The 26,238-nt window shown below is 60.2% G+C and carries 18 protein-coding genes; 5 read left to right on the forward strand and 13 right to left on the reverse strand.

Translation table 11 applies throughout. The features are described 5' to 3' along the window. Positions 1-60 precede the first annotated feature (60 nt). The 4 genes from B0E42_RS16810 to hutC form a co-directional block, all read right to left on the reverse strand. Positions 61-1,527, reverse strand: a complete 1,467-nt coding sequence (locus tag B0E42_RS16810) for a cytosine permease (RefSeq protein ID WP_053178171.1) — start codon at positions 1,525-1,527, stop codon at positions 61-63. 143 nt (positions 1,528-1,670) lie between these two features. Then, entirely contained in the window at positions 1,671-3,359 is a 1,689-nt protein-coding gene (gene hutU, locus B0E42_RS16815; protein WP_018608013.1) for a urocanate hydratase, read from the reverse strand. A 460-nt stretch (positions 3,360-3,819) separates the two neighbouring features. Next, on the reverse strand, positions 3,820-4,389 hold the full coding sequence (locus B0E42_RS16820) for a HutD family protein (protein WP_077506886.1): 570 nt from the start codon (positions 4,387-4,389) through the stop codon (positions 3,820-3,822). Next, a complete protein-coding gene (gene hutC / locus B0E42_RS16825) occupies positions 4,386-5,096 on the reverse strand; it encodes a histidine utilization repressor (protein WP_172681130.1) in 711 nt (236 codons plus the stop codon). The genes B0E42_RS16820 and hutC overlap by 4 nt, the downstream gene beginning before the upstream one ends. Before the next feature lie 143 nt (positions 5,097-5,239). Between hutC and B0E42_RS16830 the strand changes: the two genes are divergently transcribed. The 3 genes from B0E42_RS16830 to B0E42_RS16840 all read left to right on the forward strand — a co-directional run bounded on the left by B0E42_RS16830 (position 5,240) and on the right by B0E42_RS16840 (position 8,854). Then, positions 5,240-6,604 carry a formimidoylglutamate deiminase gene (locus B0E42_RS16830; RefSeq protein WP_053178173.1) on the forward strand — a complete coding sequence of 455 codons (1,365 nt, stop codon included), beginning with the start codon at positions 5,240-5,242 and terminating at the stop codon, positions 6,602-6,604. A gap of 382 nt (positions 6,605-6,986) precedes the next feature. Further along, complete coding sequence (locus B0E42_RS16835; protein WP_053178175.1) at positions 6,987-7,484, forward strand: cupin domain-containing protein; 498 nt, start codon at positions 6,987-6,989, stop codon at positions 7,482-7,484. Between the two features lie 257 nt (positions 7,485-7,741). After that, positions 7,742-8,854, forward strand: coding sequence for an NAD(P)-dependent oxidoreductase (locus tag B0E42_RS16840; protein ID WP_139353171.1), 1,113 nt, complete (start codon positions 7,742-7,744; stop codon positions 8,852-8,854). 20 nt (positions 8,855-8,874) lie between these two features. Here B0E42_RS16840 and B0E42_RS16845 read toward each other — a convergent pair whose 3' ends face one another. Beyond that, a complete protein-coding gene (locus tag B0E42_RS16845; protein ID WP_018608005.1) occupies positions 8,875-9,444 on the reverse strand; it encodes a lipocalin family protein in 570 nt (189 codons plus the stop codon). 31 nt (positions 9,445-9,475) lie between these two features. After that, a complete protein-coding gene (locus tag B0E42_RS16850) occupies positions 9,476-9,730 on the reverse strand; it encodes a lipoprotein (RefSeq protein WP_018608002.1) in 255 nt (84 codons plus the stop codon). A gap of 283 nt (positions 9,731-10,013) precedes the next feature. Between B0E42_RS16850 and B0E42_RS16860 the strand changes: the two genes are divergently transcribed. Continuing rightward, positions 10,014-11,906 (forward strand): methyl-accepting chemotaxis protein, encoded by a 1,893-nt coding sequence (locus B0E42_RS16860; protein WP_024618631.1) that lies wholly within the window; start codon positions 10,014-10,016, stop codon positions 11,904-11,906. Between the two features lie 122 nt (positions 11,907-12,028). Here B0E42_RS16860 and B0E42_RS16865 read toward each other — a convergent pair whose 3' ends face one another. The 5 genes from B0E42_RS16865 to B0E42_RS16890 form a co-directional block, all read right to left on the reverse strand. Next, positions 12,029-12,625 carry a DUF924 family protein gene (locus tag B0E42_RS16865; protein ID WP_003196874.1) on the reverse strand — a complete coding sequence of 199 codons (597 nt, stop codon included), beginning with the start codon at positions 12,623-12,625 and terminating at the stop codon, positions 12,029-12,031. A gap of 3 nt (positions 12,626-12,628) precedes the next feature. Then, positions 12,629-13,639: a class 1 fructose-bisphosphatase gene (locus B0E42_RS16870; RefSeq protein WP_018607993.1), complete on the reverse strand. Its 1,011-nt coding sequence runs from the start codon at positions 13,637-13,639 to the stop codon at positions 12,629-12,631. A gap of 237 nt (positions 13,640-13,876) precedes the next feature. Beyond that, positions 13,877-15,256: a DUF3999 domain-containing protein gene (locus tag B0E42_RS16875; protein ID WP_077506888.1), complete on the reverse strand. Its 1,380-nt coding sequence runs from the start codon at positions 15,254-15,256 to the stop codon at positions 13,877-13,879. Continuing rightward, on the reverse strand, positions 15,253-18,876 hold the full coding sequence (locus tag B0E42_RS16880; RefSeq protein ID WP_077506889.1) for a DUF2339 domain-containing protein: 3,624 nt from the start codon (positions 18,874-18,876) through the stop codon (positions 15,253-15,255). Before B0E42_RS16880 ends, B0E42_RS16875 begins: the two co-directional genes overlap by 4 nt. Before the next feature lie 317 nt (positions 18,877-19,193). Continuing rightward, entirely contained in the window at positions 19,194-21,644 is a 2,451-nt protein-coding gene (locus B0E42_RS16890; protein ID WP_018606673.1) for a glycogen/starch/alpha-glucan phosphorylase, read from the reverse strand. A gap of 253 nt (positions 21,645-21,897) precedes the next feature. Here B0E42_RS16890 and B0E42_RS16895 point away from each other — a divergent pair, with 253 nt between their 5' ends. Next, positions 21,898-22,335 (forward strand): YkgJ family cysteine cluster protein, encoded by a 438-nt coding sequence (locus tag B0E42_RS16895; protein ID WP_003196865.1) that lies wholly within the window; start codon positions 21,898-21,900, stop codon positions 22,333-22,335. 225 nt (positions 22,336-22,560) lie between these two features. Here B0E42_RS16895 and typA read toward each other — a convergent pair whose 3' ends face one another. Together typA and thiI are read right to left on the reverse strand one after the other, a co-directional pair. Continuing rightward, positions 22,561-24,381, reverse strand: coding sequence for a translational GTPase TypA (typA, locus tag B0E42_RS16900; protein ID WP_003186725.1), 1,821 nt, complete (start codon positions 24,379-24,381; stop codon positions 22,561-22,563). A 138-nt stretch (positions 24,382-24,519) separates the two neighbouring features. Further along, positions 24,520-25,974, reverse strand: a complete 1,455-nt coding sequence (thiI, locus tag B0E42_RS16905) for a tRNA uracil 4-sulfurtransferase ThiI (protein WP_003196863.1) — start codon at positions 25,972-25,974, stop codon at positions 24,520-24,522. Positions 25,975-26,238: the final 264 nt, after the last annotated feature.

The following is a 26,238-nucleotide window of genomic DNA, read 5'->3' on the forward strand; positions in this document are numbered from 1 at the left end:
TCCTAATCAGTTGGATTGGCTTACGGCAGTCAAGAGGCATCCAGCCCTGTCAACGTCCCATCAGACCGCTTGGATGCGGCCCGCCCTGCTCGGTTGTGCGTCAACCGTGTCCTGCTCGATTGGCAGGATCAATTGATCGGGTACCGCGCTGTGCCACTTCTTGGCGACGACGTAATACAGCGCCGCCGGAACCACCAGGCCGATGATCCAGGAAATGTCCACACCGCCCATCTCTTCCACCAGCGGACCGGTATAGAACTTGGTGGCGATGAACGGCAGTTGGACCAGGACGCCGAAGACATAGACGCTGATGCCGAGGGCGTTCCAACGACCGTAGCGACCGTTCGGGTCGGCCAGTGCCGGCACGTCATAGCGCTCGCGAGTGATGCAGTAGTAGTCCACCAGGTTGATCGCGCTCCAAGGTGTAAAGAACGCCAGCAAGAACAGGATGAAGGACTTGAACGCACCGAGGAACGAGTGCTGGCCGAGCAGCGCGATCAGGGTCGCAGCGCCGACGATGACCAGCACGAAGACCAGTCGCTGCAGGCGCGTTACGTTCAGGTGACCACGAAAACCGCTGATGATGGTCGCGATGCACATGAAGCTGCCGTAGGAGTTCAGCGTGGAGATGGTGACCTTGCCGAATGCGATGCTGAAATACAGCAACGCAGCGGTGGCGCCGGTGCCACCCAGGCCCACGATGTAGGCCACTTCGTGACCGGCGAACTGCCCATTGGCCGAGGCCGCGGCAAACACGCCGAGGATCATCGCCACCTGTGCGCCGATGACTGAACCGGCGCCTGCGGCAAAAAAGGTTTTCACCGAGGAAGTTTGGCTCGGCAGGTAACGCGAATAGTCCGCCACGTAGGGGCCGAAGGCGATCTGCCAGGATGCCGCGAGCGACACCGCAAGCAGGAAACCGCTCCAGCTGAAATGGCGGATTTGCAGGAGTGCGCCAACGTCCGTCTGGCTCATCAGGCGAGCGAACAGGTAAACAAAGGCAATCACACCAATAACGCTGGCGACACGGCCAATGAAGTGAATCACCCGATAACCGAGCACCGTGACCAGCACGATGACGCTGGCGAAAATGAGGATGCCGACACTGTCGCTGACACCAAACAACTGGCCCAGCGCCTGGCCGGAAAGCACGGTTCCCGTTGCGGTGAAACCCAGGTACATCAGGCACACCAGCACGATCGGGATGGCCGCGCCATACACACCAAACTGCACCCGGCTGGAGATCATCTGCGGCAGGCCCAGCTTGGGCCCTTGCGCGGCATGCAACGCCATGACGCCACCGCCCAGCAGTTGGCCGATCAGCAAACCGATCAACGACCAGAACACATCACCACCCAACACCACCGCCAATGCGCCGGTGACAATGGCTGTGATTTGCAGATTGGCACCCATCCAGAGGGTGAACTGGCTCAACAGCCGACCGTGTCTCTCCGTTTCCGGGATGTAGTCGATCGAACGTTTCTCGATCAACGGCTTGCTGCTTGCACGTGTGCTGGTGACAGCCATGGTTCAACCTCTGTGGATTGTTCTGGTTCGGCGATGCTCTTTTGTGGGAGCGGGCTTGCTCGCGAAAGCGGTGTGTCATTCAACACATGCCTCGGATGTAAAACCACCTTCGCGAGCAAGCCCGCTCCCACATGGGTTTTGCGTTATTTGCCGGTAATCATCGGCAGGTTCAGCCCCTGTTCCTTGGCGCAATCAATGGCGATCTGGTAACCGGCATCGGCATGACGCATCACGCCCGTGGCCGGGTCGTTGTGCAGCACGCGGGCAATGCGCTCGGCCGCTTCGTCGGTACCGTCGCAGACGATCACCATGCCCGAGTGCTGGGAGAAGCCCATGCCGACGCCGCCACCGTGGTGCAGCGACACCCAGGTCGCGCCGCTGGCGGTGTTGAGCAAGGCGTTAAGCAACGGCCAATCGGAGACCGCATCGGAGCCGTCCTGCATGGACTCGGTTTCACGGTTCGGGCTGGCTACGGAACCAGAGTCGAGGTGGTCGCGACCGATGACGATCGGCGCCGACAACTCGCCGCTACGGACCATTTCGTTGAAGGCCAGGCCCAGCTTGGCGCGTTGGCCCAGGCCAACCCAGCAGATACGAGCCGGCAAGCCCTGGAAGCTGATGCGTTCGCGGGCCATGTCCAGCCAGTTGTGCAGGTGGGCGTCGTCGGGGATCAGTTCCTTGACCTTGGCGTCGGTCTTGTAGATGTCCTGCGGGTCGCCGGACAGCGCAGCCCAGCGGAACGGGCCGATGCCGCGGCAGAACAGCGGACGGATATACGCCGGGACGAAGCCTGGGAAGTCGAAGGCATTTTCGACGCCCTCTTCCTGGGCCATCTGGCGGATGTTGTTGCCGTAGTCGAAGGTCGGCACGCCCATTTTCTGGAAGGCCAGCATGGCTTTGACGTGGACGGCCATCGATTGCTTGGCGGCCTTCACCACGGCGGCGGGTTCGGTCTTGGCGCGGGCACGGTATTGGTCCCAGGTCCAGCCGGCCGGCAAGTAGCCGTTGAGTGGGTCGTGGGCGCTGGTCTGGTCGGTGACCATGTCCGGGCGCACACCACGACGGACCATTTCCGGCAGTATCTCGGCAGCGTTCCCACACAGCGCGATGGAAATCGCCTTGCCTTCGGCGGTGTATTTCTCGATGCGCGCCAGGGCATCGTCGAGGTCCTTGGCTTGCTCGTCGACGTAGCGGGTTTTCAGGCGGAAATCGATGCTCACCTGTTGGCACTCGATGTTCAGCGAGCACGCACCGGCCAGCGTCGCGGCCAAGGGTTGCGCACCGCCCATGCCGCCCAGGCCGGCGGTCAGGACCCAACGGCCCTTGAGGTTGGAATCGTAGTGCTGGCGACCGGCCTCGACGAAGGTTTCATAAGTGCCTTGCACGATGCCCTGGCTGCCGATGTAGATCCAGCTGCCGGCGGTCATCTGGCCGTACATGGCCAGGCCCTTGGCGTCGAGTTCGTTGAAGTGCTCCCAACTGGCCCAGTGCGGCACCAGGTTGGAGTTGGCGATCAGTACGCGAGGGGCGTTACTGTGGGTCTTGAACACGCCCACCGGCTTGCCGGATTGCACCAGCAGGGTTTCGTCGTCGTTCAGGTTGGTGAGGCTTTCGACGATCTTGTCGTAGCACTCCCAGTTGCGCGCCGCGCGGCCAATGCCACCGTAGACCACCAGTTCCTTGGGGTTCTCGGCCACTTCCGGGTCGAGGTTGTTCATCAACATGCGCAGCGGCGCTTCAGTCAGCCAGCTCTTGGCGGTCAGCGTGTTACCGCGAGGGGCACGGATTTCAACGTCACGGTATTTTTCGGGTTTGCGGGTAGCGTCGGTCACAGCAAAAACTCCTCAGCGATCAATCCAGACCAGCCCGGGCAGTGGGCAGCGATTCAGCGGACGTTGCGTTGAATATCGGTGACTCATACGCATACGTCTTTACTTGTATGTACAAGCATATGCAATCAGGCGGCCAACTTGTTAGAGGTGGTGTTCAGAAACAGTTGGGCAATTGGCTGAAAGCCTTGTGATTTAAGGGCTGCTGAGCGGCATGAAATTTTTCAAGAGGGTTTTCGAGGGGGAAATTGGAGGGTCACAGACGCGTGGTGTTGCGCCACGCTGGGGCATTCGGTAACAAGTTGGTGCACAGAAGAAACAGCAGGCAGGCACCTTGTGGCGAGGGGGATTTATCTGTGGGAGCAAGGCTTGCCCGCGATGCCGGCGACTCGATTTTCTGGCGGACCGCATCGCCCTCGTCGCGGGCAAGCCTTGCTCCCACAAGGTACTCAATAAGCTGAAATTAGTGAGCCGTCAGCTCGATCACGCAGCATTGACCGTGAGTGGAGACATCCACCAACCCGGTGTTACCGCTCAGTTGCAAGCAGTCGTAGAGGCCCAAGTCCACGGCGGACTCACCGATCCTGATAGCCAGTCCCGGAGCGGCACTGAACACCAGCACCGTTTGCGCGTCACTGAAAAACCGTTGTAGACCGCCCAACCACTGCAACCGCGCGCGGTAACGCTGCGGCGCGTAGATCAGGTTGAAGTCGCGAATCGGTCCGCCCAGCAGTGTGCAAAACACATGGCTCTCGCCGCTGAAGGCAAAGGGGTCCAGCGGATGCAGAGCCCGCGTGGCCTGGCCATCGACGTTCAGCGTCATGCCTTCACCCTGCAAGACACTGATGACCCGCTCGTAACCGGCGAAGGTGGAAAAACCGCCCGACTCACCGATATCGGCAATCGACAGGCGCCAGCCGAAACCTTCCAGGCCGGCGCCGGCATCGCGAGTGATTTCCTCAGTGCTGCCGCCACCGTTTTTCCACGGCATGCGTGGGTAGTCTGCCGCGCGCAAAACCTTCAAATGGCTCATTTATGAAAGCGCCCTTCCAGACTGTGACGGGAGCCTGGATGGATCAGGCGTGCGGCGGTCACCGGCTGGCGTCCGGACCAGGTACGGCGACGGATCAACAGGCACGGCTCGCCCTTTTCGATCTGCAGCAACTTGCATTCGCTCGGCTCGGCCAGGATCGCCTCGACCACATGCTCGCCTTCGGTCAGCGGCGCGACCTGGTTGAGATAGGCGTAGGGCGTTTGCACGGTGAAGTCCTGCTTGAGGTATTCAGGCGCCACCAGTGCGTTGACGAAGCGGTCCTCGATTTGCACGGGGATGTCGTTCTCGAAATGCACGATCAGCGAATGGAACACCTTCTGGCCTTCGCGCATGTCCAGGGCCAGGGCCCGCTCGGAACCGGCCGCCTCTTCTTCCAGAGTGATGACCTTGCAGGAGTGCCGATGACCACGGGAGGCGATTTCGTCGGCGATGTTGTGCACTTCGAACAACGCGGACTGGCTCTTGGGCTCGGCCACGAAGGTGCCGACACCCTGCATGCGTACCAACAGGCCGTCGGCGGTCATTTCCCGCAGCGCACGGTTGATGGTCATGCGACTGAAGCCCAGTTGGCTGACCAGTTCGCTTTCCGACGGCACGCGGTAATGCGGCGGCCAGTTTCCACTGTCGATCTGCTGGGTGATCATTTGTTTGACGCGGGCGTACAGGGGGGCCGGACTGTCACCCATGTTTGCGGCCAGCGGCGGTTTGGCAGGCGGAGTCGACACGGCGGTTCCTTGTTCTGCGGATAAGAATGCTAGCTTGCCGGAGTTTACCGGCCAGGCAAACGTCTGTATATGTATATACAAATTACGCACGATGAGGTTGAACCATGTCCGCCTTCTTTGCCGAACGCGCGCTGCTGCCTAGTGGATGGGCCCATGATGTACGTCTTGAGGTCGATGCCGAAGGCGTCCTGACCCATGTCCAGGCCGGTTCCCACGCAGACGGCGCCGAACGGCTGGGCGGTCCGCTGTTGCCGGGTATGCCGAACCTGCACTCCCACGCCTTCCAACGGGCCATGGCCGGGCTGGCGGAAGTGGCGGGCAATCCCAACGACAGTTTCTGGACCTGGCGCGACTTGATGTACCGCCTCGTCGGAAAAATCAGTCCCGACCAACTCGGCATCATCGCCCGTCAGCTGTACATCGAAATGCTCAAGGCCGGCTACACTTCGGTCGCCGAATTCCATTACGTGCACCATGATATCGACGGCACGCCCTACGCCGACCCGGCGGAACTGGCCTTGCGCATCAGCCACGCCGCCAGCGCCGCTGGCATCGGCCTGACGCTGCTGCCGGTGCTCTACAGCCACTCCGGTTTTGGCGGCCAGGCGCCCAATGACGGGCAACGCCGGTTCATCAACAGCACCGAAAACTACTTGAAGCTTCAGTCACGCCTGCAGCCGATCCTGGCCGGGCAGCCGTCCCAGGCGCTGGGTCTGTGCTTCCACTCGCTGCGTGCCGTAACGCCCGGGCAGATCCAGGATGTGCTGGCCGCCAGTGACCGCGAGTGCCCGGTGCACATTCACATTGCCGAGCAGCAAAAGGAAGTCGATGACTGCCTGAGCTGGAGCGGCGCCCGCCCGCTGCAATGGCTGTACGAAAACACCGAAGTCGACCAGCGCTGGTGCCTGGTCCACGCCACCCACGCCAACGCCCAGGAAGTCAGCCTCATGGCCAGGAGCCGGGCGATTGCCGGCCTGTGCCTGACCACCGAAGCCAACCTGGGGGACGGGATTTTCCCGGCCGTGGATTTCCTCGCCCAGGGCGGGCGCCTGGGGATCGGCTCTGACAGCCATGTGTCATTGAGCGTGGTCGAAGAATTGCGTTGGCTGGAATATGGCCAGCGCCTGCGGGATCAACGGCGCAACCGCTTGTATCGAGCGGATCAGCCGATGGTCGGCCGCACCTTGTTTGACGCGGCGCTGGAAGGCGGTGCCCAGGCCCTGGGGCAACCGATCGGAGCCCTTGAAATCGGCAAGCGTGCCGACTGGCTGGTGCTCGATGGCAACGACCCGTACCTGGCCACGGCCCAGGGTGACGGGATCCTCAATCGCTGGCTGTTTGCCGGCGGCGATCGCCAGGTACGGGATGTGTGGGTCAAGGGCAAGCGCGTGATTGAAAACGGCCGTCATCCTGACGAACGCGAGGCCGCTGCGGCGTTCACCCAGGTACTAAGGGAATTGCTACGCTGAAATGTCGATTCATCATTGTCCTGCAACGACGCTCTATTACACATAAGTCAACATCCAACAATCCACCATAGGGATTTGGTCTTGCCAAAGGCGGACCAAATCCCTTCCTCCAGCCTGCAGCCCATCCGTTCGCCCCAAAGCCCTCCAATTGTTGAACCCCGTGCTCTGCCAAATGCATTCGAATTAACTTAACCGAACCATTAATAGAGTCTGCTTCTAGCAAACTCCAGAATCGCAACAATTAATAACAACAAAAATTAGACATTCCGCGCTCAAAATTTACACTATCGCCGCGACCTGTTGGCAGTCCCTAAAAAAACCAATCATTACGACTCCAGACACCTATTAAAAATTCACGTCGACCAAAACGCGGAAAAAATATATGACAAAAAAAGACATCCAGAACATGCTTTCCCTACGCAAGCATGTCGAGGGAGGTTTTTTCTCTCAAACATTTGATTCTGCCATTAACGTAAACTTTGACCGAGCCGGGCTGAGTATTGAACGCGGCCTTGCGAGCGTCATTTATTACCTACTGACTGATGACAGCCCTATCGGTTATCTTCACACCAACTTATCGCCCATCATTCATTTCTACCACAGCGGCTCACCAATAACATATCGCTACATCCATACGAATGGAGATACTGAAGAACATATACTCGGCCCGGATCTGGTACAGGGGCATTCATTGCAACTTTATGCGCCCGCCGACATTTGGAAATGCAGTGAGCTTCAGCTGGGTGGTGAATACGGTTTGATCAGTGAAGTCACAGTGCCCGCTTGGAACGACCTGGATTCCCGGCTCGGTCAAAGAAACGAGCTGCTGAAAGCCTTTCCTCAACATGCGGCCTGGATTGAAAAATATAGCATTCCATGAGGATCTGGCATCCTTCGTTAAAAACACAAAAAACCCAACCAGTTTTTTGCCCACATCTCAACCACTCTCCAACAATTAAGCCCAAATCCAATGGCGCAGACGAGCCCGCACACTCCATGCTAATCCTAAACAGAATAAAAAGAACCACTTACACTAAAGCGTTGAGTTTCTATAACGACGTTGTCACCCAGTCTGGCCTCAGATCGGCCAGAGCCAGAGTACTCCTTGTATGTCCTGGCTACGAGTCAACCTTCCCGATGATCGAAAGCATTTCCCGTCATTTTGATCTGTGCGGAATCATAATAAAAAATTCCACAAAAAGAACGGCAGGCTCTCTCAAGGCATTATTAACAACTCAAGACTATCCAGTTTTGGACATCTCAAAGCAGGATATAAAACTTGCTTCACAAGAAACCATAGATAAATTACACACCGCAATTGGCGACAACAACTGCATAGTTTTGGACCATGGAGGCTATTTCGCCTTAAACGAAAAAATTCTGCGAGCACTAGGCCCCGATGTTATTTCCGGAATTGCGGAATATGCGTTAAATGGCGAACAAAGGTATATTTCACTCAACATTAATGACCGCCCAATCATTTCAGTGGGTAGACTTGCCTTGAAAAGGGAAAGTGACCATGCATCGGCTGACAGCATACTGCTTGCTGCCGAACTATACCTACAAAACGGTGGTGTCATGCTCTTCAATCAAGACACCAAAGTGGGTGTGATTGGCCACGGGACTCTTGGCAGCCGAATAACACACCAGCTCCAGGCAAGGCACGCAGAAAAACCATTGGTATACGATACAGACTCTGGCCGAACGACCGGAATCCCTGAAGAAAATATCGCACACCGCATTGATGAGCTTTATGCTAAATGCGATGTTATATTTTGCGCCACAGGCAACCATGCCATCAAAGCCAGTGACTTCGAAAAAGTCAGGGACGGCACAATCATATTTACAGTTACATCACCCGATGACGAGCTCAATCTTGAAGCACTGTTACGCGAAGGAATCATTTCACTTCAAGAACAGCACGAGAGCAGTCAAACCTATATATACATCGTACGTTCGACTGGCCACAAAATAATTCTCCCGTTTAATGGAGAATCACCCAACACATTGATTGATTTCGGCACTGCCGACCCATCCATACATCAGCCTTGCGCAGCTCATATCATTGCTGGAAACAGATTATCCCAAAATAATGTCCGCTATTCTTGCGGCGTACAGGATCTTAACAAAGAGGATGAGTCGCTCGCTTTCGATATTTGGCAACAGCACTACCGGATGCCCCCCACGGAAAGTGCGCTCCCGTTCAAGCCCCCCCAAAAAAACAAGATGGAGGAGCTCCCCTGCTGCTGACACTCCCTCAAGCCCACCGACTAATTCGAAGTCCTGGCCATCTGTCGATCCGACGCGCGCCAGATCAAGCGTGTGGTGTCGTAGCCCTGCTGGCGCGCGATGCTCAGCAGTTCCTCGCGCACGACGCTATTGACGGTCGGGGTACGGGACAGCAGCCACATGTAGCGACGGCTTGGGTCGCCGACGATGGCGGTCTTGTAGTCATCGCTGACGTACAACACCCAGTATTGCCCTTTCGCCACACCCGGCACGATCCGTGAAAACCAGTTGTCGAACTCGACCCAGAGCTTGTCGGTCTTGCCCGGCACCTGCGGCGAGGCGGTGCCCCTGGCTTCTTCCCACTGCCAGTCCGAGGTCAGGCAGCGATTGAGCACACCCACGTTGCCGTCTGGCTTGAGGGTGTAGTGGGCTTCCGATTGCGCGCAATTGCGCTGGAAATACATGGGCAGGCGGGCCAACTCATACCAGGTCCCTTGGTAGCGCTTGAGATTGACGCTGTTGACCGTCTTGGGTGCCAGCGGATCTTCGCCAGAAGTGGCACAGCCAGCCAAAACCAGGCCAGCCAAAAGCACAAAAACTAACCGCATCATTATTTTTCTCCCGCAGGCCTCTGGCCTCGGTTTACTTCAGGCCTTGGCCGGAAAACATCAACACTTTGTCACCGGCGTACTGCACGCTGATAAAGCTTTTCTGGTCGCCCCAGGTGCAGCTGGACATGCCGAGCGCGCCTGAACAATCGGTCGGTTTCCCCAGTAACGTTTCGACTTCGGACTTGGGCATGCCAGCCGACAGTTTCGAATAGTTTTCCTGGTTGACCTTGCTGCATGCAGTCAACACGACGCACATAAACAACAGGGCGATAGATCGCAGCGACATGGAGTAACTCCTGGAACGAAGGGTGGTGGCAGGGTGCCAACCTGATCCTTAGAAGAGAAAACCCCTATCTGGTTCCCTGACGCGCCCAGTATTTATTGGCTGTGCAGAGGTGTTTCATCGGTGAATCACCCGGTTTGTGACGCCGTCGTACCTTTCGTCGGGATTGGGGCCCTGACGCCTGATGGGCAGGGCTTTTGCGCCGATAAGAAGTAACAGCGCAAAACCCTGCGTTATGGCAAGTTGACAGCCCGTCCTGACCCGTCCCTTCGCGGTAGTGCTCTTAATGACCAGAAACATGAAATTCAGCCATAAAATCCTGCTGGCTGCCGCCCTCGTGGTGGCCGTCGCATTCGCCTGTTTCATCCTGTTCAACGACTACCGTCAACGCCAGAGCCTGCACGCCAGCACCGAGACCTCCATGCAGGAACTCGGCAGCCTGACCAGCCGCAACATCCAGACGTGGGTAGACGGCCGCATCCAACTGCTGCAATCGCTGGCCCAGCAGATCGCCGTGGACGGCAACAGTGCCGACAGCCTCAAGCGCGCCGTGGGCCTGCCGGCCTACACCGGCAATTTCCAGCTCAGTTATTTTGGTGGCACCGACGGCGTGATGTTCTCGGTACCGGCCGGCAATCGCGCCGCCGACTACGACCCGCGCGCCCGTGGCTGGTACAAGGCCGCCAACAGCGCACAGCAAACCATCGTCACCGAACCCTACATCGCCGCCTCGTCGGGCAAGCTGGTGATCACCGTCGCCACCCCGGTGCAGCACCAGAACCAGATGATTGGCGTGGCCGGTGCGGACATCGACCTGTCCAGCATCAGCGCCATCATCAATTCGCTGAACTTCGGCGGCCACGGCCACGCGTTCATCGTCAGTGCAGACGGCAAGATCCTGATCCACCCCGACAGCAAGCGCGTGCTCAAGACCCTGGCCGAGGCCTACCCTAACGGCGCGCCTCAAATCAGCCCGGGCGTGAAGGAAGTCGACCTCGACGGCAAGACCCAATTCATCTCCTTCACCCGCGTCAGCGGCGTGCCGGGCGCCGATTGGTACGTGGCATTGGTGCTCGACAAGGACACCGCGCTGGCGATGCTCAGCGAGTTCCGTACTTCGGCGCTGATTGCCATGGTCATCGCGGTGGTGTTCATCATCGCCCTGCTCGGCATGTTGATCCGCGTGTTGATGCAACCGCTGCTGACCATGGGGCGCGCCATGCATGACATCGCCGAGGGCGAAGGCGACCTGACCCGACGCCTGGTCATCCACGGCCAGGACGAATTCGGTGCCCTGGGCACGTCGTTCAACCGTTTTGTCGAGCGCATTCACACCTCGATCCGCGAAGTGGCCTCGGCCACTGGCCAGGTCAACGAAGTCGCCCTGCGCGTGGTCAGCGCGTCCAACTCGTCGATGTTCAACTCCGACCAGCAGGCTTCGCGCACCAGCAGTGTGGCCGCTGCCATCAACCAGCTCGGTGCCGCCGCCCAGGAAATCGCCCAGAACGCCGCCCTCGCCTCGCAACACTCCAGCGATGCGCGCAACCTGGCCGAAGACGGCCAACAAGTGGTGGATAAAACCATCGCGGCCATGCAGCAGTTGTCGGCCAAGATCAGCGATTCGTGCGGCAACATCGAAACCTTGAACAGCAACACGGTGAACATCGGCCAGATTCTTGAGGTGATCACCAGTATTTCCCAGCAGACCAACCTGCTCGCCCTCAACGCCGCCATCGAAGCGGCCCGTGCCGGTGAAGCCGGACGCGGCTTCGCGGTGGTGGCCGATGAAGTGCGCAACCTGGCCCACCGCACCCAGGATTCGGCGCAGCAAGTGCAGAAGATGATCGAAGAGCTGCAAGTCGGCGCCCGGGAAGCGGTACTGACCATGACGGACAGCCAGCGCCAGAGCGAAAGCAGCGTCGGCATCGCCAACCAGGCCGGCGAGCGCCTGGGCAGCGTGACCCAGCGTATTGGTGAGATCGACGGCATGAACCAATCCGTGGCCACCGCCACCGAAGAACAGACCGCCGTGGTGGAGTCGATCAACGTCGACATCACCGAGATCAACACCCTGAACCAGGAAGGCGTGGAAAACCTGCAAGCCACCTTGCGGGCCTGTGCCGACCTTGAGCAGCAGGCGGCGCGGTTGAAGCAGTTGGTGGGTAGCTTCCGGATCTAGTGCTCTCAAGGGCCCTTTCGCGAGCAAGCCCGCTCCCACAGTTGACCGAGTTCCGTCAGGTAAACGCGATCAACTGTGGGAGCGGGCTTGCTCGCGAAGACGGCATCAGCCGCGCAGAACACTCAGAACCTGGACCCAGGCCTGTTCAAGAATTCCACTTCCTCAGCCGTGGACTCGCGCCCCAACACCGCATTGCGATGGGGAAAGCGCCCAAACCGGGCAATGATCTTCTGATGCCGTTCGGCATAATCCAGGTTGTCCTCAAACACCGCCCGCTGCGCCTCCGGCTGTTCTCGCACCAAGTCGATAAACCGTGACACGGCCTCGTTCTGCACCGCCAGGTTTTCGCAGTGTTCGAGTACGAGATAGATGAATACCCGCTGGATCGGTTTGAGTTGCCGGTCAAAACCCGCTGCCATGCCCTGGGCCACCAGCGCTTGGGCACGCAGGTCACCGGAGAAGGCCTTGGGGGTGTCGCGGAAGATCATTCGCGGGAGTTGGTCGAGTAGCAGCACCAGGGCCAGCCAACCTTCCGGGCGTTGCGCCCAGTCAGTCAATCCGCCGGCCAGTGCCAGCTCGACCTGATCGCCAAAGCGCTCGTTGGCCTGGCGATCATGGCGTTTGCCGAACCACAGCTTGCCTCTGTCAGCCGATATCTCGTCCGGTGTCTTGGCTGAACCAAACCACCAGTCGAGCAACGGCTGCCAGGGCTCGGCCATGATTTATTCCTTGTGGTAGGCCGTGGCGCGCGCCACTTCTTCCTTCGAGCCGAGGAACACCGCTACGCGCTGGTGCAGGCCTTCGGGCTTGATATCGAGGATACGCTGGTGGCCGTCGGTGGAAGCGCCGCCCGCCTGTTCCACCAGGAACGACATCGGGTTGGCTTCGTACATCAGGCGCAGTTTGCCTGGCTTGGACGGCTCACGGCTGTCGCGCGGGTACATGAACAGACCGCCACGGGTCAGGATGCGGTGCACATCGGCAACCATCGCGGCAACCCAGCGCATGTTGTAGTTCTTCTTTAGCGGGCCTTCTTCGCCCGCCAGCAATTCTTCGACGTAGCGTTTTACCGGGGCTTCCCAGTGACGCTGGTTGGACATGTTGATGGCGAATTCCTGGGTGGTTTCAGGAATGGTGATGTCTTCGTGGGTCAGTACGAAGCTGCCCATTTCGCGGTCCAGGGTGAAGCCCTTGACGCCGTCACCCAGGGTCAGCACCAGCATGGTCTGAGGGCCGTAGATGGCGTAACCGGCAGCGACCTGCTCGGTGCCTGGCTGCAGGAAGGCCTTTTCATTCAAGGCTTCGTTCTGGCTCAGGTATTCATTCGGGCAACGCAGTACCGAGAAGATGGTGCCAACCGGTGCGTTGATGTCGATGTTCGACGAACCGTCCAGTGGGTCAAACACCAGCAGGTAGGCACCCTTGGGGTATTTGCCCGGGATCTGGTAGGCATTGTCCATTTCCTCGGACGCCATGCCGGCCAGGTGACCGCCCCATTCGTTGGCTTCGAGCAGGATTTCGTTGGACAGCACGTCGAGCTTCTTCTGCACTTCGCCCTGCACGTTTTCGGTGCCCATGCTGCCCAGGACACCACCCAGCGCGCCTTTGGAGACGGCGTGGCTGATTTCCTTGCACGCACGCGCCACCACTTCGATCAAAAAGCGCAGATCGGCAGGGGTGTTGTTGCTGCGGGTCTGCTCAATCAAATAGCGACTCAAGGTAACGCGGGACATGGACGGCTCCGAAGAATAGGGGACGGAAAAACCAGCGCAGTTTAGCGCGAGTCGGGACTTAATTCCTCCTATGAGACGGGATATGGAGGATTGAGTTCATATCCGAGCCTGCCAACCTGCGTAGGAGCTGTCGAGCGAAGCGAGGCTGCGATCTTTTGATCTTGATTTTTCACTCAAGATTCAATTGTCTGGGGCAAGATCGCAGCCTCGTTGCACTCGACAGCTCCTACGCAGCTCCTACGGGGATTTGACCGGCGGCTTGCGCAACAGGCTGAACGCCATCGCCGCGAGGAACAGCACGCTGAGCAGCAGCACCGCCCACAAGCCGATTTTCTTCCAGTTGGTCTCGACCGTCGCAGGCGCGCTTGCCGTGGCCGCCGCCGGGGTCGACGTGGCCGCGCCGTTCATGGTCGCCGTACCCAGCGTCGCCAGGCGCGACGGTTTGTAATCGGGCACCAGCGTGCTCAGTGGCAAGCTGGCCGCTTTGACGGTCGCGCTGCCCAGCGCCAGGCGGTAGGGCCCTTCGCCGCGCGCCAGGAACACCACCTGGGTCGGACGCACGGCAAAGCGCAGGGCCGGGGCTTCGCTACCCAGGCCGCCGCCGCGCTCATCCACGGTCAATTTCAATTGCTGCACGGTCTGGCCGGACAGTTGCAATTGGTTTTGCAACACATCCTGGCCGTTCTGGGTCAGGCGATAGAGCAAGCCACTGCCCAACGGTTGCCACGGATGGCTGCTTTCACGGCGACCGGCCAGGGTCACCGGCGCCAGGCTGTTGGCCTGGCTCAGTTCGACCTGCACCTGCTCGATGTTCAGCCCCATGGGCAACTGCCAGGTGTATTCACCGGCCTTCGCAGTGCTGCCGGCCAACGGCTGCGACCAGACCAGCGGCAACGGCAGGCTTTCGCGGCTGGCGCTTTGCAGTTGGGCCGAGGTCAGGATCGGCGCGGAGGACGGCGAATCCCACAACAACCGCAAGTAACGCGCCGATTGCCCCGGCAAGCTCACTTCATGCTGCTCGACTCGCTCATCGGCAAAGGTCAAGCGCGCCACCTGGCCTTCGCCCCACGACTGCCAGTGCTGCAAGTCGTCACTGGCTTCGATGGTGAACCGCTGGAAACCGTCGCGCTCACTGGTCCAGTCGAGGATCAACTGCTGCAACGGTGCCTTGATCGCGCTGGCATCCAACAACCAGCCACGCAACGCCTCCTCCCCTGCTTCGAGCCGGCTGGAGGGTTGGACCTCCACCAGGGTGCCGTTGGCGTTCGATTGCACTCGCACACTGGGCGCACGCTCGTTGTCATCGACGGCGTTGTACAGCGGGAACCACTTCACGTCGGTGAGGGTGCGGTTTTCCCGGCTCTGGGCCGACTCGCGCACCAGGGCGTAGGCCTGGGGCTGGCCGGTGGCGTTGAAGACCCGCAGGTCGCTCAGGTCGGTCTGCCGCGCTTGCAGCTGAACGTCCAGTGGCAATGGGAGGCGATACCACGGCCCCTCGCCACTCAAGGCCAATGGCACCTGATGGGCGAAATCCGCCGGTTGCTCCTGGGCCGTAGCCGACAAGGCTACCCACAATCCGACCACACCCAGCCCGATCCGATTCAACTTGCGACTCAAGATGACACTCCCTCACTGACAGGCATAGGCGGCTCATCCTCGGCGACCGTCTCCGGGCGCTTGGGTGGCAGCGGTGCGAAGTAGCCCACCACCAATAGCAACACACCCACGCCGATAAACGACACGATCCGCGCCAGACCGCCACGGTTACTCAATTCGACAAAGAACAACTTGGCGACGACCACGGCGATCAACGCCGCACCGATCAGCCACACTTCACGACGATGGCGCAGGTGGCCCCCGATCATCAGGCCCAGGGCAATCAGGGTCCAGACAATGGACAAGCCGGCCTGCACGAACATCGACTCGAGCAGCGCATCCAGTTCGTACGGGACACCCATCCACTGGTGGGCAGTGCGCATCACCAGGGCCGTGAAGAACGCGAACAGCGACACACCGGCGATCAACTGGGCGATGTGCCCGACGCGACTCCAGCGGTTCGTCGATTGCGCCACGGCGTTGCGGGCCCACACATAGATGCCGAACAAGGCGAACAGCAGGCCCAATTCCAAGGGATTGAGCAACGGCACATACGGCAGCGGCTCTGAGTTGCCATCACTGAAGGTGTTGGTCAGCCAGAACCAAGCGAGCATCAACAGCGCCATCGGCGCCGCCGCATAGACGCGGTATTCGCGCGGTTGGGCCGCTACCGGCCACGGCAAGGTACGCGGCGTGGCCATCAGCACCAGGTAAAGGCCTGGCAGGATCGCCCAGGCCAGCCAGCGCCAGGCGTTGTACTGCTCGGACAGCAACAGCAGGCCGTAACGCAACTCCAGCATCAACACCGCCATCAGCAACCAGCAACCGAGCACATGGGCCGTGCTGCGTGCTTGGGCCGGTAGTGTTGCAGCCAGGCGCTTGAGAGAGAGGAAATGCACGGCAAATACCGCCAGCCAGGCCAGCCAGCCGAAATTCGCGGCAGGGTGATAGTGGCTGTGCCACGTTGCTACCAGCACGCAGCCCGCCGCCGGAATCAGCAAGGTGCACAGCAGCCCCAGCGCCGGCCATTTCAACCGCAGCGCCAAGACCGTCCATACCGCCACGCTGATCGCCGCGACCAGCAGCAGCCAGCTGCCTTGCAGGTTCGCCGGGGCAAAGCGCAATACTTCGCTGACCCACGCCAGCGCCCACCAACCGGCGCCCCAGATCAGCAGCAGCTCGGACAAGCGCTGCAAGCTCAAGGCCTCGAGTTCCCGCGCCGCGTGCGCCCGCTGCAGGCGCCATGCGCCCACCAGGGCTGCCAGCCCCAGCACCAGCGGCGTCCAGAAGCCGCTATGGGCCAGCGGTCGCAGATCCTCGGCGTTGAGCGGCCCCAACAGCGCCGGCCCCGCGGTCAGGAACGCCGCACCGCCCAGCAGTTGCAGCAGCAGGCCGAAGACAAAACTCACGCGCTGTTTCAGGTACAGGCTCAGCCAGATGATCAACAGGCCGCTGGCCGCCCACACACCGCTCGCCGTTTGCCACGGCAGGACGAACAGCACCGCGAGGTTGATCAGCACCAGCCCCGCCAGCAACACCACCGACAAGCCGCGCAGCAACCGAACATCGTTGCGCACCATGTCGTCACGTGCCGCCAGCAACATGCCGCCAATCAACGCCAGGCCGATCAGCGAGGCGCTGAGCAAACCGCTCCAGCCCGCGCTGAACACCGCCGCCGAATCCCCCTCGGCGCCTTGCAAGCGCAGCAGGAACAGCGCGCCGCCGAGCAATTGCACCCCAAATGCGCTGAACAGGAAGCTGCGCGACTGCAGGCGCAGGCCAACAAACAGCGTTGCCAATCCAGCCAGGGCCCAGGCGATGGCGGTGCCGTGGGTGAAGAAGAACAGTGGTGCCAGCAGATAGAGGAAACTCAACCCCAGCACAGCCAGCACCGGCAGGCCTTGGCGCTCCCAATGGGCGCTGTGTCCGGGCTCAGCCTTGTGCAGTTGGTAGAAGGTGAACAGCAAGGCGCCGCCGAGCATCAACGCGCCCAGCGCAGACCCATCGAGCAGGCTGCCGTCGCCGATACGCAATTCGCTGACGAACGCCAGTGCCGAGCCCAACTGCAGCAACAAGGCAAAAGCCCGGGCGAATGGGCGCTGCTGGCGCAGGCCCAGCCAGAAGATCCCTGCGCCCTCCACGGCCCACGCCGCTGCGGTCCAACGAGCATCGAGCCCCAAAGGGATCGCCAGGCTGGCAAAAATCACCCCCAAGGCCAGGCAGGTTTCCGCCAGCAGCAGGGCGCGACCGCCCATCAATACCCGCGCCAGGCCCATGTAGATCATGCCCAGGGCAAGGGCGCTGAACGCAGCGGCGAACTCAAAATGCTGCACCAACGCGAACTGCAAGCCGAAGCCCACCAGCGGCGGGCCGAACAGCATGGTGCCGTCCACGTAATCACCCTTGCGCGCCGACCAGTGCAACAGCGCATCGCGGCTGGCGTCTTCGGGAGCATCGCTCATTTCCAGCAACTTGCGCCGGGTGAACAGCAAGCCAATCGCCAGGTAGACAAGGAAGAACAGGATCAGGAACGGTTCGGTGCTCCAGAGCAGTTCCGGCGTGTAGGAACGCATGCCCCAGGCGAAACCGATGCCGAAGGTGCCGACAAAACCGATCAGGTTGAGCAGGCGCCAGGCCTTGAACCAGGCAATCGCAAGGATGCCGGCATTGAGCAGGATGAAATAGCTGAACAGGGCGACGTGGTTGCCACTGCCGGTGGAGGTCAGGATCGGCGCGGCAAACCCGCCCAGCGCCGCAGCCGCAGCCAGGCCCAGGGCGTTCTGGGTAATCGCCAGGATTGCCGAGAACACCGTCACCGCGACCAGCAAGCCCAGGGCCGCCTTGGAATCGAGCAACGGATGCAGGCGCATGGCCGCGAACACCGTCAGGTACAGCACCGCGATCCCGGTGCCCTGGAGCATAAGCGCATAGTTGCTGTTGCGTTGGCGCAACCACCAGCCCAGGCCCAACAGGCCCAACGCGCTGGCCGCGACGCCGGCGTAACGCAATTCGATCGGCACCACCATGCCTTCGGTGGCGTAGCGCAGCAAAAACGCCAGGCCGAGGAACAACAGCACCACACCGACCCGCAGCACCGTGTTGCCACCGAACAGCCAGTTGCGCGCGCCAATCACGGCGCGGTCGAACAGATTCGGGCCACGGGGGGCCGCGGGTTTCGAAACCCTCGGTTCCAGGGGCAACGGGGTGAAGTCGCGGTCGGCACGCCGACTGGACGTGGTTGGCGCGGGTTTCCAAACGTCATCGGGCAACGGCTGGCTGGCTTGGGTGGCCATCGTGGGAACGGGCTCGAGATCTGGCGGCAACTCCCAGACCAGCTCTGGCTCGGTGCGCGCTTCGGGCTTCGCGGCCTGGGGCACGACAACCTCGGGCGCTGGCGCAGGCTCACTCGATGCGGCAACGGCCCCGCGCTCGAACACTGCCAGCCGTGCCTCCAACGTGAGCAAGCTCTGCTGGGCCTCTTGCAACAAGATCTGTTGCTTGGCCGCCTGGATACCCAGGCGCCCCAATCGAAACGACTGAGCGATGCCAAGCCCCACCAGCGCGCCTATCAGCGCATCGGCGAACGACTCGTCCACCACCCAGCCGAGTGCCAGGCCCAACAGCGTCAAGATCCATTGCATGGTCGATATCCCTAAGCGGCCCGTGCGGGCGTAACCGGGGTGATGCGGTGCCTGGATCAGTCTAGTGGAAACCCCCAAACCCTGTGGGAGCGAGCTGTGTGGGAGCAAAGCTTGCTCGCGATCCAGGCGCTGCGGTCCTCAAGAGACCGCGGCGTTTTCATCGCGGGCAAGCCTTGCTCCCACACAGCTCGCTCCCACATTGGATTGTTGGCACTTCCAGTGCTGAGCCCGGCCACATAGCCCGGCGAAACTGGCGCCTAGTATATCGACGAAGCCCAACCGCCGTTGGGCTTCGCTCACATTTCTTACAGCAAATGCTACTCCAGGGCTTTCCAGATGTCGGTCGCGTACTCACGGATGGTCCGATCCGAAGAGAACCAGCCCATGCGCGCGGTGTTGAGCACCGCCGAACGCCACCATTGCTTGGAGTCATGCCAACGCTCTTCGACCTTGGCCTGGGCGTTCCAGTACGAGTCGAAGTCGGCGCAGACCAGGAAGCGATCGTAATCGACCAACGAGTCCACGAGCCCGGCGTAGCGCATCGGATCATCCGGCGAGAACACCCCGCCGCGAATCGCCTGCAACACATCGTTGAGCCGATGGGACGCGGCGATGTCCGGCGCGGCGCTGAACTCACCGTTTTGCTTGCGGGCCTCCACCTGCTCGGCAGTCAGGCCGAAGATGAACATGTGCTCACCGCCGACGCGCTCATGCATCTCCACGTTGGCGCCGTCCATGGTGCCGATGGTCAGTGCGCCGTTGAGGCCGAACTTCATGTTGCTGGTGCCCGACGCTTCGAAACCGGCCGTGGAGATCTGCTCCGACAGGTCCGCCGCCGGGATGATGCTTTCGGCCAGGCTGACGTTGTAGTTGGGCAGGAACACCACTTTGAGCAGGCCACGCACGGTCGGGTCGTTGTTCACCACCCGGGCGATGTCGTTGGTCAGCTTGATGATCAGCTTGGCCTGGTGATAGCTGGCGGCAGCCTTGCCGGCGAAGATCTTCACCCGCGGCACCCAGTCCACTTCCGGCTCGGCGCGGATCGCCTGGTACAGCGCCACGGTGTGCATCAAGTTGAGCAACTGGCGCTTGTACTCGTGGATCCGCTTGACCTGCACGTCGAACATCGCCGCCGGGTTCACGGCGATGCCCAGGCGCTCGTGGATCAGATAAGCCAGGGCCTTCTTGCTGTGCAAGCGCTGCTCGGCGAACAGCTTGCGAAACGCCGGCTTGTCGGCAAACGGCTCCAGTTCGATCAGGCGCTCCTCGGGGTTGTCGAGCACGCTCGGGCCGAGGGCGTCGACCATCATCGAGGTCAATTCGGCGTTGGCCTGGAACAACCAGCGGCGGAAGGTGATGCCGTTGGTCTTGTTGTTGATCCGATCCGGATAGAGCTTGTGCAGCTCGGAAAACACCGTGCTGCGCATCAGTTGGGTATGCAACCCGGACACGCCGTTGACGCTGTGGGAACCGAGGAACGCCAGGTTGCCCATGCGCACCCGGCGACCGTTGTCCTCTTCGATCAGCGAAACCGAACGCAGCACATCAAAATCGTGCACGCCCTTGGCTCGCAGCGAATCGATGTGCTGGGCGTTGATCAGGTAGATGATCTGCATGTGCCGGGGCAACATGCGCTCCATCAGCCCCACCGGCCAGGTTTCCAGGGCTTCGGGCAGCAACGTGTGGTTGGTGTAGGACAGTGTGTCCTGGGTGATCTGCCAGGCCGCGTCCCACGCCACGTCGTAGACGTCCACCAGTTGCCGCATCAGCTCGGCCACGGCAATGGATGGGTGAGTGTCGTTGAGCTGGATCGCCGCGTGGTCGCCCAGGGTCAGCACCGAGGTGTGCATGTTGCGATGACGACGCAGCAGGTCCTGCAGCGAGGCGGCCACGAAGAAGTACTCCTGGCGCAGGCGCAGTTCCTGGCCAGCCTCGGTGCTGTCGGCCGGGTACAGCACGCGGGAAATACTTTCGGCCCGGGCCACTTCGGCTACCGCGCCCAGGTGGTCGCCAGCGTTGAAGCGCTCCAGGTGCAGGTCTTCCACGGCGCGGGCACGCCACAGGCGCAGGGTGTTGACGCTGGCACCGCGCCAGCCCACCACGGGTGTGTCATAGGCGATGGCCCGCACGGTTTCGGCCGGGGACCAGACTTGCCGGGTTTTACCCGCCTCATCGGTCACGGTCTCGACGCCACCGCCAAAGCCGATCGGGTAGACCACCTCCGGCCGCTCGAACTCCCACGGGTTGCCGAAATCCAGCCAGTGTTCGGTCTGCTCCTGCTGCCAGCCGTCGACGATCGCCTGGCGGAACAGGCCGTGTTCATAACGAATACCGTAGCCATGGCCGGCGATGCCCAGGGTCGACATGCTCTCCATGAAACATGCGGCCAAGCGGCCAAGGCCACCGTTGCCCAACGCCGCATCCGGCTCGAGCAGACGGATGCGCTCCAGGTCCACGCCCAACTCGGTCAGGGCTTCGCGGGCGGTATCCAGCAGGCCGAGGTTGCTCAGGCTGTCGTAGAGCAAGCGACCGATGAGAAATTCCAGGGAGAGGTAATAAACGCGCTTCTGGCCCTTGCGGTAGATCTGTCGCGTGTGGTCCATCCAGTGATCGACCATGTGGTCGCGGGCGGCGAGGGCAATGGCTTCGAACCAGTCGTGATCAAACGCATGATCCGGATCCTTGCCGACGGCATAAGTGAGTTTGGTCAACACGGCGTCGCGAAATGCGGCAACTTCGGCTTCGCGAACAAGTGGTTCTTGAGTCATTGATAAGACCTCGAACGAGCATGGAATTGTCTGAGCCTAGACGGTCTGACAGACGGTACAGGCTCTTGGTTCGGTGGATTTCCCCGAGTGTCGGAGAATCATCGCCATGGAATTGCCGGATGGTCGAATGAATGCAGGGGCCGTGCCGATCCGGGCGGGTTTGGCCGGGATGAAAAAAAACTGGCGGATGGTCGTTCAAAATTTCACCAGTCCCGGTATGATCGCGCGCCCTGATGCATGCTGGTAAACCGTGATGATGAAGCCCAACCTGATCGCCGCCGCGGAGATCGACCGACTCGATACCTGGGCCAAGTACTCCGCCCCGATGTGCGGTTCCTGCGTGTCGAGCTGCTGCACGCTGCCGGTGGAGGTCAAGATCAAGGACCTGATCCGCATCGGCATCGTCGATGAGTTCGAACTGGGCGACCCGCCGAAGAACATCGCCAAGCGCCTGCAAAAGGAAGGGATCGTCGAGCGCTACAACCAGAAGTCGGAAATCTTCACGCTCCAGCGCATGAGCAACAACGATTGCCTTTATCTGGACCGCAAAAGCCGGTTGTGCACCATTTACGAGAAACGTCCGGACACCTGCCGCAACCATCCACGGGTCGGGCCACGTCCGGGCTATTGCGCCTACAAACCCAAGGAAGTGGAGCGCGAGCGGAATCCGCGGACGCTGGACAAATTCTGATCGACTACTGGCTCAACTGCGCCTGGACCATCGTTTATCGCGAGCAGGCTCGCTCCCACAGTTGATTTTCAGCGGATACAGATTTTGTGTCCGACATAAATCCACTGTGGGAGCGAGCCTGCTCGCGATAGGGCCCTGACAAACTAGACACAAACTCCAGGCATAAAAAAACGCCCCTGATTTCACAATCAGGGGCGTTTTTTTAGCTGCTAACTAAGTCGAAACTCAGTTGCCGCTTTTCTTGGCAGCGCGGGTACGCTCGCTTTCGCCAAGGATTTTCTTACGCAGGCGAATCGACTTCGGCGTCACTTCACACAGCTCGTCTTCCTGCACGAACTCCAGAGCTTGCTCCAGGGTGAACTTGACCGGCGGAACCAGGGCGATGGTTTCGTCTTTGCCCGAAGCACGCATGTTGTCGAGCTTCTTGCCTTTGGTTGGGTTCACGCCCAGGTCGTTGTCGCGGCTGTTCAGGCCGACGATTTGACCTTCGTAGATATCCTGGCCGTGCTCGACGAACAGCTTGCCGCGCGCTTGCAGGGTTTCCAGCGAGTAGGTCAGTGCCTTGCCGGTCGCAACCGATACCAGGACACCGTTCTGACGGCCAGACATGTCGCCGGACTTCATCACGTCGTAACGATCGAAGATCGAAGTCAGGATGCCGCCACCGGAGGTCAGGGTCAGGAACTCGTTACGGAAACCGATCAGGCCACGAGCCGGGATGTTGTACTCAAGGCGCACACGGCCCTTGCCATCCGGAACCATGTTGGTCAGGTCGCCTTTACGCAGGCCCATTTGTTCCATGATCGCGCCCTGGGATTCTTCCGGCAGGTCGATGGTCACGTTTTCGTACGGTTCGTGCTTGACGCCATCAACCATGCGGATGATCACTTCAGGACGGCCCACACCCATTTCGAAGCCTTCGCGACGCATGGTTTCGATCAGTACCGAGAGGTGCAGCTCACCACGGCCGGAGACCTTGAACTTGTCGGCCGAGTCGCCTTCTTCAACGCGCAGTGCCACGTTGTAGAGCAGCTCTTTGTCCAGGCGTTCCTTGATGTTACGGCTGGTCACGAACTTGCCTTCTTTACCGCAGAATGGCGAGTCGTTGACCTGGAAGGTCATGGAAACGGTTGGCTCGTCGACGGTCAACGGCTTCATCGCTTCGACGTTCAGTGGGTCGCACAGGGTGTCGGAGATGAACAGTTGCTCGAAGCCGCTGATGCAGACGATGTCGCCGGCCGCTGCTTCTTCAACGTCGATGCGGTGCAGGCCGTGGTGACCCATCAGCTTGAGGATACGACCGTTGCGCTTCTTGCCGTCGGCGTCGATGGCAACCACCGGGGTGTTCGGCTTGATGCGACCACGGGCGATACGGCCAACACCGATAACACCCAGGAAGCTGTTGTAGTCCAGTGCCGAGATCTGCATCTGGAACGGACCGTCACGGTCGACTTTCGGTGCTGGTACGTCGTCGACGATCGACTGGTACAGCGGGGTCATGTCTTCAGCCATGGCGGTGTGGTCCAGACCGGCAATACCGTTCAGGGCCGAGGCGTAGACGACTTTGAAGTCCAGCTGTTCTTCGGTGGCACCCAGGTTGTCGAACAGGTCGAAGATCTGGTCCAGAACCCAGTCCGGACGCGCGCCTGGACGGTCAACCTTGTTGATGACCACGATCGGACGCAGACCGGCTTCGAAAGCCTTCTTGGTCACGAAACGGGTTTGCGGCATAGGGCCGTCTTGAGCGTCAACCAGCAGCAGCACGGAGTCGACCATCGACATCACGCGCTCTACTTCACCACCGAAGTCGGCGTGGCCCGGGGTGTCCACGATGTTGATGTGGTAGCCATTCCAGTTGATGGCGGTGTTTTTCGCCAGGATGGTAATACCGCGCTCTTTTTCCTGGTCGTTGGAGTCCATCACGCGCTCGTCGTTGAGCTCGTTGCGCTCCAGGGTGCCGGATTGACGCAAGAGTTTGTCTACCAGGGTGGTCTTACCATGGTCAACGTGAGCAATGATGGCGATGTTGCGTAGATTTTCGATCACTTGTGTATCTCGATCAGAGGATTCGGTGTGCTGACAGGTCGTGGCAGCGATTTACGTTGAGTCCGACAAAGCCGTTACAGCCTGTCGGCGGCGTCGGGGGGCCGGTGACGCAGGCCACAGGCAAACAGCCCCGGGCACTTAGCTCGGTCGATAAACGCGCACATTGGCATGCCCCTCACTGAGCAAATGGTGGGCATGCAGGCGACTCATCACGCCTTTGTCGCAATACAGCAGGTACTGGCGAGTAGGGTCCAGTTCCTTGAAACGCGCGTTCACTGCATAGAACGGCATCGTTTTTACCTCGATGCCGGCGATACTCAGCGGGTCGTCTTCAGCGTCGTCCGGGTGACGGATGTCGATGATGATCTGACCGGCCAGCGCTTCGCCGACTTCTTCAATCTGAATGTCCTGGCCCAACTCATCGATGACTCGATCGATTGGCACCAGCCTGGCGTTTTCGAGCGCACGCTCGAGCACCGCCATGTCGAATTCTTTCTCTTCGTGTTCCACCCGCCCGCGCTTGGCCGCCGTCTTCGGATTGACCGAGATGACGCCGCAGTACTCCGGCATGTGCCGGGCAAACTCGGCGGTGCCGATTTCATTGGCCTGGTCGATGATGTCCTGCTTGTGGCTGGCAATCAGCGGCCGCAAGACCAGCTTCTCGGTCACGCAGTCGATCACCGACAGGTTCGGCAACGTCTGGCTCGACACCTGGGAGATCGCCTCGCCGGTCACCAGCGCATCGATTTGCAGGCGGTCGGCAATTCGTGAAGCGGCGCGCAACATCATACGCTTCAAAATGACGCCCATATGACTGTTATCGACTTTGCCGAGAATCTCGCCCAGGACTTCTTCGAACGGCACACTCACAAATAACACGCGTTGGGAGCTGCCGTACTTCTTCCAGATGAAGTGCGCCACTTCCATCACGCCCAGTTCATGGGCACGCCCGCCGAGGTTGAAGAAGCAGAAATGGCTCATCAACCCGCGACGCATGATCTGGTAGGCGGCGACCGTGGAGTCGAAACCGCCGGACATCAGCACCAGGGTCTGCTCCAGCGAACCCAGCGGATAGCCGCCAATGCTGTTGTGCTGGCTGTGGATCACGAACAGCCGCTGGTCGCGAATTTCGATGCGTACTTCGATCTGCGGGTCTTTCAGCGAAATACCGGCCGCGCCGCACTGTCGGCGCAACTGGCTGCCGACGTACTTTTCCACGTCCATCGAACTGAACGGGTGCTTGCCGGCACGCTTGCAGCGCACCGAAAAAATCTTGCCGGCCAGGGCATCACCATAATGGAGCATGCACTTGGCGAGGATGTCGTCGAAATCCCCCAGCGGGTATTCATCGACTTGCAGGAAATGCGCGATGCCCGGCATGCAGCTCAGGCGCTCGGTCATTTCCTTCAGGACCTTGGGTTCGCTGACACGGGTTTCCAGCTCGAGGTTGTCCCACACGCCATTCACCACCACGGCCGGGTCCAGGTCTCGGAGCACGGCACGGATGTTCTTGGCCAACTGGCGGATGAAACGCATCCGTACCGGGCGGCTCTTGATGGTGATCTCGGGGAAGACTTTTACGATTAGTTTCATGAAAACAGCGCGCGAACGGCCAGCCGAAAAAGGGGGGCGCGGATTATAGCGGAAATTGCTCAAGGTTTAACCAGTTTATGTGCAGATGGTTTTACACGCACCAAAACAGGTCATTATCGATTGACGGCGCCACATTGCAGTGCGTTATTGTCTGACAATCTTTGATTTACGCCTTTAAAAGCGTGGATTTGGTGCAAAAAAACCCATGGCGGGGCACTGGCATGCAATTTGCTCCCTTGTGAGGCAGGTTGCCTTGGCAGAGTA

Origin of the sequence: Pseudomonas sp. A25(2017), assembly GCF_002001065.1 — a bacterium.
Lineage (GTDB): Bacteria > Pseudomonadota > Gammaproteobacteria > Pseudomonadales > Pseudomonadaceae > Aquipseudomonas > Aquipseudomonas kilonensis.

What these genes read in the sequence shown, in the direction of transcription:
- B0E42_RS16810 (WP_053178171.1), bottom strand. Translation starts at nt 1,527, where the DNA reads ATGGCTGTCACCAGCACACGTGCAAGCAGCAAGCCGTTGATCGAGAAA.
- B0E42_RS16820 (WP_077506886.1), bottom strand. Translation starts at nt 4,389, where the DNA reads ATGAGCCATTTGAAGGTTTTGCGCGCGGCAGACTACCCACGCATGCCG.
- hutC (WP_172681130.1), bottom strand. Translation starts at nt 5,096, where the DNA reads ATGGGTGACAGTCCGGCCCCCCTGTACGCCCGCGTCAAACAAATGATC.
- B0E42_RS16830 (WP_053178173.1), top strand. Translation starts at nt 5,240, where the DNA reads ATGTCCGCCTTCTTTGCCGAACGCGCGCTGCTGCCTAGTGGATGGGCC.
- B0E42_RS16835 (WP_053178175.1), top strand. Translation starts at nt 6,987, where the DNA reads ATGACAAAAAAAGACATCCAGAACATGCTTTCCCTACGCAAGCATGTC.
- B0E42_RS16840 (WP_139353171.1), top strand. Translation starts at nt 7,742, where the DNA reads ATGATCGAAAGCATTTCCCGTCATTTTGATCTGTGCGGAATCATAATA.
- B0E42_RS16845 (WP_018608005.1), bottom strand. Translation starts at nt 9,444, where the DNA reads ATGATGCGGTTAGTTTTTGTGCTTTTGGCTGGCCTGGTTTTGGCTGGC.
- B0E42_RS16850 (WP_018608002.1), bottom strand. Translation starts at nt 9,730, where the DNA reads ATGTCGCTGCGATCTATCGCCCTGTTGTTTATGTGCGTCGTGTTGACT.
- B0E42_RS16860 (WP_024618631.1), top strand. Translation starts at nt 10,014, where the DNA reads ATGACCAGAAACATGAAATTCAGCCATAAAATCCTGCTGGCTGCCGCC.
- B0E42_RS16865 (WP_003196874.1), bottom strand. Translation starts at nt 12,625, where the DNA reads ATGGCCGAGCCCTGGCAGCCGTTGCTCGACTGGTGGTTTGGTTCAGCC.
- B0E42_RS16870 (WP_018607993.1), bottom strand. Translation starts at nt 13,639, where the DNA reads ATGTCCCGCGTTACCTTGAGTCGCTATTTGATTGAGCAGACCCGCAGC.
- B0E42_RS16880 (WP_077506889.1), bottom strand. Translation starts at nt 18,876, where the DNA reads ATGCAATGGATCTTGACGCTGTTGGGCCTGGCACTCGGCTGGGTGGTG.
- B0E42_RS16890 (WP_018606673.1), bottom strand. Translation starts at nt 21,644, where the DNA reads ATGACTCAAGAACCACTTGTTCGCGAAGCCGAAGTTGCCGCATTTCGC.
- B0E42_RS16895 (WP_003196865.1), top strand. Translation starts at nt 21,898, where the DNA reads ATGATGAAGCCCAACCTGATCGCCGCCGCGGAGATCGACCGACTCGAT.
- thiI (WP_003196863.1), bottom strand. Translation starts at nt 25,974, where the DNA reads ATGAAACTAATCGTAAAAGTCTTCCCCGAGATCACCATCAAGAGCCGC.